This is a genomic window from Streptococcus mitis (assembly GCF_946188695.1).
Taxonomy (GTDB): domain Bacteria; phylum Bacillota; class Bacilli; order Lactobacillales; family Streptococcaceae; genus Streptococcus; species Streptococcus mitis_DF.
In genome coordinates, this window is the sequence record NZ_CAMHWI010000009.1 from 1 (window position 1) to 12,482 (window position 12,482).

Consider the following 12,482-nt stretch of genomic DNA (forward strand, 5'->3'; position numbering starts at 1 on the left):
ATGGGACTTTTTTTCTACACAAAAATAGGCTCCATAAGATTCATAGGGGATTTACCCACTACAAATATTATAGAGCCAAAGAAACCTCCTCTGTAGGCTAGAGGAGGTCATTTTTTATAGACTTTTCTTTTTGAAGACTGCCAGTCCACTTAGATTAAAGATTGCAATAACAGCTAAAGTAACTATAAGTGTGTAGAAAATGGATTCACTATTAGCAGTCATAGCATAGGAAAAATGCAAGGACAAATATGGTAAAAATTTGATATTTGGAAAAATGATCATTGGCATAGAAAGGATGATAGAGCTGACCAAATATCCAATAAATACTGCAAGATAAGAATGACTAACATAGAGAATGAAGGAAACAATGGAAAGCCAAGCGAGAAGGCAGAGAAATTGAAGGAAAATCATTAAGAGGAGATTAGTAACAAAACCATCAGGTATCGTACCAAGTCCGTTTAGTAGAGTTGAGGGAACAAAAGCAATCACAAGGCTGGCGATGAGTTGTAAGAGAACGATACTTGCTAGAACAAAGGATTTAGCGAAGAAAAACTCTGTACGAGAAACGTCAACTGTCAAACTATTTTTATAAAGCTTGCCGATTAGATCGACCCCAAGAACTAAACATGTTAGAATAATGCAGAGAAAAACAAGGTTTGAATCATTGCTAGACGCATTGATAAGAGCTTGAATACCGTCCCAACCATGGGTTGGAATTTCTGGTTCTTCTGTCTGGATTGCCATCAAATGGCCAGTAGCCCCAAAAATAGCCCCCATTAACATGAGTACAAAGAGAATGAATTCTGTAATCCAAAAACCTTTGGAACGGAAAAGACGGTAAAAGTCTGCTTGAATGGTATGTATCATGATTTTCCTCCTATTCGACCAATTGAGTGAAGTATTCTTCTAGGTTTTGACGGGCATAGTAAATCTCGTCAATGGCAACATCTGCCAAGGTTAACTCCTTAAGAATCTGTTTGACATCTTGTTCCTGACCAAAGATATGAATTTCGTTTTCAGGATTAACAACCTTGAACTGGAGCTGGATTTGTTCTTTCAATACTTGACAAGCTTTCTCTTGATCAGCTGTCTTAAGAACAATGTAATCTTCACTTAGTGTTTCAAATTCAGCTTTGCTGATTTCACGGATAATCTTGCCTTGATCTAAAATACCAAAACGATTAGCTACGAGGTAGAGTTCTGACAAGATATGGCTAGAGATGAGAATGGTTATCCCTTTTTCTTGATTGAGCCGTTGAATCATTAGTCGAAATTCTTTGATACCGATTGGGTCAAGACCGTTGATAGGTTCATCTAAGATTAGGAAGTCTGGTTTAGATAGGAGGGCAATGGCGATACCAAGTCTTTGTTTCATTCCTAGCGAGAAATCACGAAAGACTTTCTTACCTGTATCTGCCAAACCTACATAGTCCAGCGTTTCTCGAATAACTTGATCAGCATTTGGAATATGACGAATCATGCAATAATATTTCAGGTTTTGATAGGCTGTTAAGTGATTATGAGCTACAGGTGATTCGATAACTGAACCTACTCGAGATAGAGACTTGCTCCATTCATTTTCCGAATGGCTAGAGAAGAGGGAAACAGTCCCTTTATCCGCAAACAGTAGTTGCGTAATAATTTTTATTAAGGTGGTTTTCCCAGCTCCGTTCTTTCCGATAAGTCCATAAATATCTCCCTCTCTTATCGTTAAATGAAGATCCTGAAGGATAGCTTGTTTGTCAAAGTTTTTGGACAATCCATGAATGTCAAGTACTGTTTTCATGATTCTCTCCTTTTGATTTATTTTGATAACTTTAGTATAAAGCATAGAAATCAAAGAAAGCTCAAGGATTTCTAAAGAGTTTCTAAAGTTTTAGGAATGCTTAAATATCAAAACCCAGTTGACATGAACTGGGCTTCTTAATTATAAAATATATTTCTCAATGGCACGCGCAACGCCGTCTTCTTCGTTGCTTGCTGTAATAGCATCCGCAAGAGATTTGACATAATCGCTGGCATTTCCCATTGCAATGCCAAGTCCTGCAAACTGGAGCATTTCGATATCGTTATTAGCATCGCCCATAGCCATAATCTCTGAAGAATCAATCTTCAAAATCTCTGCTAGTCGAGAAAGAGCAGTAGCCTTTGTCGTACCAAGTGGCATAGCTTCATAAATGACAGGCTGCGAACGAACGCCACTGAATCGTTGACAGAGTTCTGTAGCAAAACGTTGCTCAAAATCGTCTGTTTGCTCCTCTGTACCTAAAAACATACCTTGGAACATGCGATACTTGCCACTAGTCGCTTCTTCTAACGAAATTTCTGTCAGGTCTGAAAATACTAGGTCGGCATCATTTTGAATGATTTCATTAGGCTTGCCACCGAGGACAAAATAATGTTCCTCATCAAAAAGAGTCAACTGAACATCGCTTTTTTCAGCTAGATCATAGAGGTATTCAATGTCAGATGGACTGAGTTCTTGCCAGTCAACTAGTCCCCAGTCACTGGTCTGGTGAGTTGAACAACCGTTGTTAACAATAACATATTCGTTCCGGAGGTCAAGCCCCAGTTTTTTGTAGTAGGGGAGGACACCGAAAAGGGGGCGGCCCGTACAAAGTACCAGTTTGAAGCCTTTTTCAATAGCTTGGTGAATAGCAGTAATGTGAGCTTGTGGGATTTCCTTGGCTTCATTGAGGAGGGTTCCATCCATATCCAAGGCTAGTAGTTTAATCATAGGTCTTCCTTCTTTATCTTTTGGTATTATTATAGCATATTTTAGAAAATAAAATGGTAAAAGGAACGAGACTAATTGATTTTACAGTTTAGGATATTTGGAGAACATTTATTAGGAAAGGTTACACGTTATTCAATTAAGTAAATAATTATATTTGGTAAGCTAGTCAAAAAAACAGAGGATTTAAGATGAATAACACATTTTTCATCTTAAATCCTCTATTCTCCTTAATTTTTTATAAATCAACTTGATTAGACGTAGGGTATGATTTATCTTCTAAATTTGCGTTTGATAATAGAGCGTTGGACTTTTAAAACAAGTAAGCTAAATCCGATTGCTGCGACAAATGCAAGAGCAGTTGATAATTTTAATGCTAAAAAGATAAAACTAAAGATAGCAATACAGATACAAAAAACAGCAATATTAACAAAAAATAGGATTTCCTTGAGATTGGCATCAGATTGTGCTTCAGGTGTATAATCTTGATAACGAGGAATCTGATGATTTAATTCTTCTTGATAGTCTACCTCATAGGATTGTAATTTTCTTACAGGCATTATTCTCTCCTTAACTGTACATACCTATTTTATCATTTTTTAATCGGATAATTATTACAGTAAGGTTACAAAAAGAATAAAGTCCCTTTTCATTTTCAAACTATTGTTCAGGACACGATAGTTTGAAAATAATAGTACGCATAATATTAAGGTTGTTAAACACCTATTGAAAATAGATTAGTAAAAATTGAAACAGTACATTAATACTCTTCAAAACAAGTTAGCGTTATCTTGTATTAGGCAAATGTTACTAATTTAGTCCATTTTATCTACAATCAAAAAGCTGTTCTTTGATTTTTATTGAGTATATAGACTGCAAATTACGCTTAAAAATGGTATAATGGTAAAGTTATATAGTCCCGATAAGATGGTAGAAATTTCTATTTTTTCTTTCGAGTCGCAACTCGTAGATGATAGGGATTTCTATCAGTACTTTGTAACTCTATAACACTATTTTTAAGGGGGGACATTTTTATGTCAGAACGTAAATTATTCACGTCTGAATCTGTATCTGAGGGGCACCCTGATAAGATTGCAGACCAAATTTCAGATGCGATTTTGGATGCTATTTTAGCTAAGGATTCAGAGGCGCACGTTGCTGCTGAGACAGCTGTATATACTGGTTCTGTCCATGTTTTTGGTGAAATTTCTACAAATGCCTATGTGGATATTAACCGTGTAGTTCGTGATACCATTGCAGAGATTGGCTATACCAATACAGAATATGGATTTTCTGCTGAGACAGTGGGAGTCCATCCGTCACTTGTTGAGCAGTCACCCGATATTGCCCAAGGTGTTAACGAAGCTTTGGAGGTTCGTGGGAATGCAGACCAAGATCCACTTGACTTGATTGGTGCTGGAGACCAAGGTCTCATGTTTGGATTTGCAGTGGATGAAACAGAAGAGCTCATGCCATTGCCAATTTCACTCAGCCATAAATTGGTTCGTCGTCTGGCAGAACTTCGTAAGACTGGTGAAATCAGCTATCTTCGCCCAGATGCCAAATCACAGGTTACGGTTGAGTACGATGAAAATGACCGTCCGGTACGTGTGGACACAGTCGTTATTTCAACTCAGCACGATCCAGAAGTCAGCAATGAACAAATTCACAATGATGTCATCAACAAGGTTATCAAAGAAGTTATTCCAGCCTCTTACTTGGATGAGCAAACAAAATTCTTCATCAATCCGACTGGTCGTTTTGTAATCGGTGGACCTCAAGGAGACTCAGGTTTGACTGGTCGTAAGATTATCGTAGATACGTATGGTGGCTACTCTCGTCACGGTGGTGGTGCCTTCTCTGGTAAGGATGCGACTAAGGTTGACCGTTCCGCTTCATATGCGGCTCGTTATATTGCTAAGAATATTGTTGCAGCAGGTCTGGCTAAGAAGGCAGAAGTGCAATTGGCCTATGCCATCGGCGTTGCGCAGCCTGTCTCTGTTCGTATCGATACCTTTGGTACAGGAACAGTAGCCGAAAGCAAGCTTGAAAAAGCAGCCCGTCAAATCTTTGACCTTCGCCCTGCAGGAATTATCCAAATGCTGGACCTCAAGCGCCCGATTTACCGTCAAACAGCGGCTTATGGACACATGGGACGTACAGATATTGACCTTCCATGGGAACGTTTGGACAAGGTAGATGCTTTGAAAGAAGCAGTCAAATAAAATCTTGAGAGGGGGACTTCCCCTCTTTTTTACTGATAAAACATTTCACATACAAATATAAGACTATAATTAAGTTAGAAATGATAAAGCTAGAAAGAAGTTTACTGCATAAAATCTGTACAGTAAGATTAAAATCATGAAAAAGAAAACAATAGCAATTATACAATGTATTTTGTATCTCATAGCTTCTTATATAGCTCTTCAGTTGAGAAGTTTAGTGGGTGAGTTCTTTATCATTTTCCTTATTCTGTTGACTATTTCATTCTGGTTTAGTATTTGGAAACTAGAAAAAGCACTAGCTAATAATTCACAATAGAAACTCCGAAGACTTAGATCTGTTTTGTTTGAGGTCTAAGTCTTTTTATCACTTTAAAAAAACTCCTATAACATCTTTCCGAAAAACTATAATTTTCTTGAAAAATGCATAAGTCTATGCTATACTACTAGTAGACTTATATATGGAGAAAATACATGAAGCGTGAAATTTTACTGGAACGAATCGATAAATTCAAACAAATCATGCCCTGGTATGTTCTGGAATACTATCAATCTAAACTTGCTGTTCCCTACAGTTTTACAACCTTGTATGAATACCTCAAGGAATACGATCGATTTTTCAGCTGGGTTTTGGAGTCTGGAATTTCAAACGCCGATAAAATATCTGATATCCCTTTATCGGTCTTGGAAAATATGTCTAAGAAAGACATGGAATCCTTTATCCTTTACCTACGTGAACGTCCTTTACTGAATGCTAATACAACCAAGCAAGGTGTTTCACAGACAACTATCAATCGGACCTTGTCAGCACTTTCTAGTCTTTACAAGTATCTGACCGAGGAAGTTGAAAACGATCAGGGAGAACCTTATTTCTATCGAAATGTAATGAAGAAAGTTTCAACCAAAAAAAAGAAAGAGACACTTGCTGCTAGAGCTGAAAACATCAAGCAAAAGCTCTTTCTAGGTGATGAAACAGAAGGTTTTCTAACTTATATTGACCAAGAGTACCCACAACAGCTCTCAAATCGTGCCTTATCCTCCTTTAATAAAAATAAAGAACGTGATTTAGCCATTATTGCCCTTCTCTTGGCATCGGGTGTTCGCTTATCTGAAGCTGTTAATCTGGATCTAAGAGATCTCAATCTCAAGATGATGATTATTGATGTCACTCGAAAAGGTGGCAAACGTGACTCGGTCAATGTCGCTGCCTTTGCTAAGCCTTATCTAGAGAATTATCTAGCCATTCGAAATCAACGCTATAATACTGAAAAAACGGACATTGCACTCTTTCTAACTCTCTATCGAGGTGTCCCCAATCGTATTGACGCTTCCAGCGTTGAAAAAATGGTTGCTAAATACTCTGAAGACTTCAAAGTTCGTGTAACCCCCCACAAACTGCGCCATACCCTAGCAACTAGGCTCTATGATGCTACCAAATCGCAAGTTTTGGTCAGTCACCAGCTAGGTCACGCCAGTACACAAGTCACTGACCTCTATACCCATATCATAAATGATGAACAAAAGAATGCCTTGGACAGTTTGTGAAATACATAAAATAAATTATGTAACAAATTAAAAAGGAATTCAATAACTATTAGTCTTATTTGATAAAATCACATGCAATATCTGACCCAGTAAATAGTTTTAAAGAATATGAAATAAAATTTATGTGTCCACTAGCTTGCCTTTCTTTGTAGTATCCTGGATATGCAAATCACTTATAATTGATATTCATCTCAAAATGAGAGGATTCCACAAAAATAAATTAAATTGAGCACCTATAAAAACATGCTGCCTGCGATGGCCAATATTTTATCAGAAAATAAAATTCCTTTAAAAACAATCACGGACAGGGTTGGTCATTCTGATTCTGAGGTCACTACCTCCATCTACACCCATGTTACAAAGAACATGAAAGACGAAGCGATCAATGTACTGGACAAAGTGATGAAAAATATTTTTTAAAAAGTTATGCCCCTTTTTTGCCCCCTGAACACAAAAATAGCCCTTCGGATAAAATCCGAGGGGCTAGAAACGTTGTTAAATCAACTGCCGAACTTTTTAATTTCAAGGTTCGGGATAAAATAGTTCACTGAACTATTTTATTTTTTAAGGTTATCTTCCTATTGTTAGATACTAAAAAACAGGCATAAGCCTGCTCTAAATCTAACTTGATTTCTGCAAAAACAACTAATTTTGAATAAGTTGAGAAAACATAAAGGGTAACAAAAAGGAACTTAAAATGATGAGTTCAGCAGGCAAGAAACTAGCACGGTCAAACGTGCTTTTTTTATTACCTAATAATACTATCATACCACATCTAGAAAACACACTAAATTATTAGTAATCCCCCTCGGTTTGCAGTATAATGATGGAAAGGTGGGTTGATACTCACGGTTCACCAAAAAGACTGGTTTGGCGAGTTTATGGAGGAGGTATTTATATGGATAGATCACAAAAGACATGGGAAATTGATGGATATTTATGGTTAAATTGCCCTGTTTGCGGAACTGAAGTTATGGACTATGATATCTGTGACGTCTGTCGTTGGCAAAATACAGGTATTATAAATATAGACGGTGGTCCAAATAAGATGACTCTAGCTGAAGCCAAAGAAGCTTACGCAAGGAGAAAAATCGTAAAAATTCGAGAATTTGATACAGTGTTGTTAAAAAACGGTCAAACAGCGACAATTGTCGAAAAGTTAAGTGAAGATACTTTTATTGCTGACATAGGAGATTCCCCGAAAGACTGGGATACCATAACAATTACAATCAATGATATTGAAAAAGTAGTGTATTGAAATAGCTAATATATTTGTATAGTGTTGGGAGTAACCTTAAATGAATAAGACTATAAAAAAGAATATAATAATGATTGACGGATGGGAACATGTGCATTGCCCCGTATGTGGAAATTTAGTAGAAACTTATGATATTTGTGATGTTTGTCATTGGCAAAATACGGGAGCATTTAATATCGATGGCGGTCCTAATAAAATGACACTTGCGGAGGCTAAAGAAGCGTATGTTAAGGGAATTCCAATAATATAACAGACTATAGTACCACGAAAGGAGAGACTTATGGAACTTAAAGAATTTAATAACAAGGTTGTCAGAATCACCGATATTGATGGCCAAATATTTAAAGGTGTAGCTCTTTACGAAGACAAAGATGTCCACGATGAAGAATTTGATGGGTTATCCGTTAATTCTGGAACCAGATGGATTAAACTCTTTGAAAATGAAATCAAGGAAATTGAAATTACTGATAAAATCAACCAGTCAAAAAACCCTTAGATTCGTTTCTAAGGGCTTTTAATTAAGCCTAAGATATGTTTTGCTTATACACCACTAAAACACCGTCTCGATAGCTTTTAGCAAAATCTAGCAGTATCTCAGCTTACTTATACACTTCTAACTCTCCGTTCTGGTGGATTCTCGCAAAGTTTAAGATGGCTATCTGTTTGTATCGGTGGTAGCTAGTGGATTTTGTCCCAGCAATTTCTAAACATTCACTTACTGTTTTCTTTCTCATGTAGCAATAATGGATAATAAAGTATTTTCTGGTTCGTTTGTTCTCTATACTGTTGATGTCTTGGGCGAATATTTCCAACCCCTCACGGATTGCTTTTTCATGTTCACCACTCAAATTCCACTGATCAGGTAAGACAAGTTCCCAAGCCTCTTCATCTATCGTAACTTGGTTTTCACTTCCTGCCATCCTCTGGAAACGTAGAAAGTAAGTCATCCGCTCTCTGACGTTCATCATCGTTTTAAACTTATCCAGCTCCATTAATTCGCTCCTTTGTGATATAATAATATTTGAGATTATAGCTGAGGCGGAGCGCCTTGGCTTTTTTTCGTATTCTAAGGCTATTCCTTTTGAATCTCATCTTCCCAGACGGATTCAACCATTGCGCTCATGGCCTCTATAAATTTATCATCCTTAACTGGAGTTTCTTGATGGATGTTACTCTTAATCACACTGATTTCTGCTCGCAACTTCTCGTCCAGCAACTCCAAATCACGAAAAGCGCTATTATTCATCCCATGCAAAGCAGAAAGAAAGGCATTGAAATTGCTAGGCTTCAATCCACTTTCGATAATTTCAGATTTAGCTTTATTTTTTAGCCATTCATACTCATTAAAAGCCTGCTCCCTTGACCACAAAGCACGGTTTGAAAACTCTTTTAATAACTCTCTGTACCTTGTATTAACCTTGTACTCTTTCAGCAACTTACTAGCCCTTGAATCTATCGTACTATCAGCCATCTTTTGGGCGTTGTATGCCTCTTTATATGCTTTTCTTTGAGATAGTCCAGCCACTAGTCCTTGGACAAATTTTTCTTGTCTTTGCGTTAACTTATCTGTCACATTAGTTCACCTCCTTAAGCGACAAAAAGGGAAAAACCTCCCCTTGTCTTAAGCGTTATCTTGCTCTTTCTCAGCTTTTAATACTGATTCTTCTACGTTGTAGTCAATGATTGCACCAATAGCATCACCATCTTCAATGTATTTAAAATTATAACGCTCGTACTCTGGATGTGCTTGCTGGTGCTCCTCCATTAGTTTAAAGAGTTCTACAATCGTTGGTACTGGTTCAATTTTGTGTCTAATTTGTCTCTTCATCTTTTAAAAATGTCCCTTCACATCGTTGTAAGTATTTCCGAAAGCTCGCACATAAACATCTCTTAAGAATGGTTCAACTGGATAGACTGGTTCGTATCTAACCCTTCCATCGGCTGGAGAGATAATAGATCCCCCTGTACTGAAAGTAAACTCTCTCTTACCTTTCCCAACTTTGTAAGCCATAGCATGGTAAAGGGCTTGAAGTTTATCTGAATCTGCTCTAAATTCGTCATCGATCTGGTCAATCTCTCGTAGCAAATCCACGGCTTTATCATAAAGCGCCTTATGCTTTTTGTCAACCGTTGAATCTAGTTCATCGATTTTTGCCTTAAAATCTTCAAGACTCATAAGTGTTTCATTGTGCAAGTCTTCCAGCTTTTTAGCATTCTTTTTTAATTTACTTTCAGCAATCCATAAATTATCCTTGGCATTGCGTAGCTTGTCTTTATCTACTTCATCAACCGCTTCATCGTGTTCACGTTGGGCGTTCGCTTGATCTTGAAGCAATTGTGTTTTTTCTCGTTCAGCCTCAGCAATCGCATTTTCATTCTGTGTGATCAATGCGTTTACTTCCTTAGTGATTTTATCTAGTGCTTTATCCATTTTTTGGGCTAGTTCTTGGCGTTTTTGCGCTTGTTCAATGTTGTTTGTGTTTTGTGTGTCTGCCATCTTATTTTTTCCTTTTCTATTGTTTGATTAAGTTTAGAGTGCTAGATCCAGTCACGGGGTCTCTATTGTAGTTCATCTGCTTACATCCTCTCCACTCTATTCCTCAACTTCTTCATCTATTGGATTTTCTTCATTCTTGAAAACTTCACAAATACGTTTAAAGTTGATATCTAGATTGTTATCTTCCAAATACTCAGCGATAAGCGTTCCGTTTTCCTTATATCTTAGTTTAATAGCTGGCACTAGATAAGTACCTCTCATAAATCCAAATAACGCTAGTCCTGCTATTTGTGCGTCTTCTAGGTCTCCAAATTCATAAGTAAATGTATGTTTTGGTGCTGTTTCTGAAAATGCTTTTAATGTCATGTTGTTTTTCCTCTTTCTGTTTTAAGGGTGTCACTAGTAGTTACACCATCGCAAGGGGGTCGGTACTATCTACCCCATTTTGTTTTAGTGTTTGTCATGTACTGCTTTTAGTTCATCAAGTTCTTCAAAGACCTGCTCAAACTTTTCCGCTATTTTAATCACGTTCACATTATTCACCGACGAATTATAGTTCGCATTCTCAATAAATCCATCTAACACCTCACTGATCCGCTCAACAGTTTCTTCTAGTCTAGTCACTCTTTGACAAATGTTCATTGCCATCTGGTTTGCTCCTTCATTTCATTTTCTATTTTATTTTAGGTTTCGGGCAAAGTGTAGCCATTTTTGACTATCTAGCGGCTACGCCTTCCGCCCTACAGCTCCAAGGGTTTAGGTCTTGTGTAGCCGTGTAGCCGTTTCATCTCAGAAAAAAATAATATATAACGCATTAGATATTTAATTAACTATACTTTTATAAAATATATATTTTGGCTACATTTATATTAAAAAGTCAGTAATATCAAGGGTTTAGGGGTGTAGCCATTTTTTTCGTCTTGTCTACACCTCTTTGAAACCCTTACAGTATCAAAGGTTTTCAGTGTAGCCGTTTTTTTATCTTTTGGCTACACTGTCTACACTTTATTTTTTTATTTTAGCAAATCCGCGCTTGACGCTTTTACCAAACCTTAAAGATTCTCTATATTCCCAGCCTTCTTTGTTTTGCATGATTTTCTTTACCTTATTTTTATCTTTGGGATTAGGGGAATTGTTCAAATAAACCTCAGAAAAGAATAAATTAACTACCACCTTATCCCTTTCCACCAGTTCCCCATACTTTTCAGTATCAAGATGAACCTCTACGCCATTAGTGCCCATATGGTAGCCGTGGTTCATCATGTCATGAATATAGTAGTGTCTTGTACTGTCTGTTGTTGGGAATTGATACATATTTTTAGGGTAGGGAGTTTCTAAATAACGCTCAACATCCTCAAGGATTTCATCTACAAACTTGTAACGGCTTCTAACCTCGTTTACTAGCTTTTCTTGCTCGTCTGTCAAGGTCAAAGATTTATTAGACTTCCAAGCTACCACCATAGCACCCCAAAAGGCTCTACGGTCTTTTTCCGTCCACTTCCTGCCCTTATAAGCGGTGTCCTTGTAGACTTCTGCAACCAGAAAGCGCCTTTCTCCTGTCAAGTCATTTAAATAATCATGGTCATTGGTTGCCCTCACGATAATAAAACTCTTAGGCAATCGTCTGTCACTTGAAGCGTAAGGCGGTCTAAACTCTAGCTTGGTTTCTGTGATAAATTTCTTCAATTCTGAAAAACTAGCCTTTTTACTGGCCACCATCTCATCATCAAATACACACCAGTTTCTCACCATTCTAGCCTTGTCGTCTTTGTCTGTGAAGGTCTCAACGGTTGTAAAATACTTATGAGTGAATAGCCCCTCAAAAAATTGGGTCTTCCCCACTCCCTGCCTTCCAGTCAAGTCCAGCACAAAGTCAAACTTGATAGAGGGGTCAAATACCTTGGCAACTGCTCCACGGAAAAACAAGTCCACGATAATACGGTTATATTCATCATCCTTGATATTGAGATAATGCCTTAAAATATCAAAGGGATCACGCTGATTCACTAACTCTTTATACTCGTTTTCGCATGATTCCAGATAGTCTTTTAAGGGGTTGTAGCTATGCTCTCCAGCCACCACCTCCAGAATATCTGCTATATCAGACTTTTTATAGTCCAGCTTGTACTTGGTAGCAATATAAGCCCTAATCTCTCTGATAATCAGGTCATCGATTGCACCGCTCAAGGTTCTACCGTTTAGCTTCATTGGTCTAGTCACGTCGAT

General features: G+C 37.5%; 15 protein-coding genes and 2 pseudogenes. 6 read left to right on the forward strand and 11 right to left on the reverse strand.

Translation table 11 applies throughout. The features are described 5' to 3' along the window. Window positions 1-114: 114 nt before the first annotated feature. From N8L33_RS05030 to N8L33_RS05045, 4 genes are all read right to left on the reverse strand, one after another. Complete coding sequence (locus N8L33_RS05030) at window positions 115-867, reverse strand: ABC transporter permease (protein WP_261058897.1); 753 nt, start codon at window positions 865-867, stop codon at window positions 115-117. A gap of 10 nt (window positions 868-877) precedes the next feature. Then, complete coding sequence (locus N8L33_RS05035) at window positions 878-1,786, reverse strand: ATP-binding cassette domain-containing protein (protein ID WP_261058905.1); 909 nt, start codon at window positions 1,784-1,786, stop codon at window positions 878-880. 141 nt (window positions 1,787-1,927) lie between these two features. Further along, entirely contained in the window at window positions 1,928-2,737 is an 810-nt protein-coding gene (locus N8L33_RS05040; RefSeq protein WP_261058907.1) for an HAD family hydrolase, read from the reverse strand. Between the two features lie 269 nt (window positions 2,738-3,006). Then, the gene (locus N8L33_RS05045) at window positions 3,007-3,294 is read right to left on the reverse strand and encodes a DUF3270 domain-containing protein (RefSeq protein ID WP_084890146.1); all 288 of its coding nucleotides are present in this window, start codon (window positions 3,292-3,294) and stop codon (window positions 3,007-3,009) included. Between the two features lie 474 nt (window positions 3,295-3,768). Between N8L33_RS05045 and metK the strand changes: the two genes are divergently transcribed. The 6 genes and pseudogenes from metK to N8L33_RS05075 all read left to right on the forward strand — a co-directional run bounded on the left by metK (window position 3,769) and on the right by N8L33_RS05075 (window position 8,255). Further along, window positions 3,769-4,959 carry a methionine adenosyltransferase gene (metK, locus tag N8L33_RS05050; RefSeq protein WP_261058919.1) on the forward strand — a complete coding sequence of 397 codons (1,191 nt, stop codon included), beginning with the start codon at window positions 3,769-3,771 and terminating at the stop codon, window positions 4,957-4,959. Window positions 4,960-5,430: 471 nt separating this feature from the next. Continuing rightward, complete coding sequence (gene xerS / locus N8L33_RS05055; RefSeq protein ID WP_261058925.1) at window positions 5,431-6,501, forward strand: tyrosine recombinase XerS; 1,071 nt, start codon at window positions 5,431-5,433, stop codon at window positions 6,499-6,501. Between the two features lie 261 nt (window positions 6,502-6,762). Further along, window positions 6,763-6,921 (forward strand): annotated as a pseudogene (locus N8L33_RS05060) (integrase); the annotation flags it as partial. 478 nt (window positions 6,922-7,399) lie between these two features. Further along, window positions 7,400-7,585, forward strand: a pseudogene (locus N8L33_RS05065) (CPCC family cysteine-rich protein); the annotation flags it as partial. 214 nt (window positions 7,586-7,799) lie between these two features. Next, a complete protein-coding gene (locus N8L33_RS05070; RefSeq protein ID WP_045606883.1) occupies window positions 7,800-8,009 on the forward strand; it encodes a CPCC family cysteine-rich protein in 210 nt (69 codons plus the stop codon). 30 nt (window positions 8,010-8,039) lie between these two features. Further along, window positions 8,040-8,255, forward strand: a complete 216-nt coding sequence (locus N8L33_RS05075; RefSeq protein ID WP_045606885.1) for a hypothetical protein — start codon at window positions 8,040-8,042, stop codon at window positions 8,253-8,255. Between the two features lie 103 nt (window positions 8,256-8,358). Here N8L33_RS05075 and N8L33_RS05080 read toward each other — a convergent pair whose 3' ends face one another. The 7 genes from N8L33_RS05080 to N8L33_RS05110 all read right to left on the reverse strand — a co-directional run bounded on the left by N8L33_RS05080 (window position 8,359) and on the right by N8L33_RS05110 (window position 12,476). Further along, a complete protein-coding gene (locus N8L33_RS05080; protein ID WP_261058934.1) occupies window positions 8,359-8,751 on the reverse strand; it encodes a transcriptional regulator in 393 nt (130 codons plus the stop codon). 80 nt (window positions 8,752-8,831) lie between these two features. After that, window positions 8,832-9,332 (reverse strand): terminase small subunit, encoded by a 501-nt coding sequence (locus N8L33_RS05085; protein WP_045606888.1) that lies wholly within the window; start codon window positions 9,330-9,332, stop codon window positions 8,832-8,834. 48 nt (window positions 9,333-9,380) lie between these two features. After that, complete coding sequence (locus tag N8L33_RS05090; RefSeq protein WP_045606889.1) at window positions 9,381-9,587, reverse strand: hypothetical protein; 207 nt, start codon at window positions 9,585-9,587, stop codon at window positions 9,381-9,383. 3 nt (window positions 9,588-9,590) lie between these two features. Further along, window positions 9,591-10,256: a hypothetical protein gene (locus N8L33_RS05095; protein WP_261058958.1), complete on the reverse strand. Its 666-nt coding sequence runs from the start codon at window positions 10,254-10,256 to the stop codon at window positions 9,591-9,593. Between the two features lie 96 nt (window positions 10,257-10,352). Further along, window positions 10,353-10,622 carry a hypothetical protein gene (locus tag N8L33_RS05100; RefSeq protein ID WP_052689582.1) on the reverse strand — a complete coding sequence of 90 codons (270 nt, stop codon included), beginning with the start codon at window positions 10,620-10,622 and terminating at the stop codon, window positions 10,353-10,355. 84 nt (window positions 10,623-10,706) lie between these two features. Further along, window positions 10,707-10,904, reverse strand: a complete 198-nt coding sequence (locus N8L33_RS05105; protein WP_045606892.1) for a hypothetical protein — start codon at window positions 10,902-10,904, stop codon at window positions 10,707-10,709. Between the two features lie 357 nt (window positions 10,905-11,261). Next, entirely contained in the window at window positions 11,262-12,476 is a 1,215-nt protein-coding gene (locus tag N8L33_RS05110; RefSeq protein WP_261059012.1) for a virulence-associated E family protein, read from the reverse strand. Window positions 12,477-12,482 lie beyond the last annotated feature (6 nt).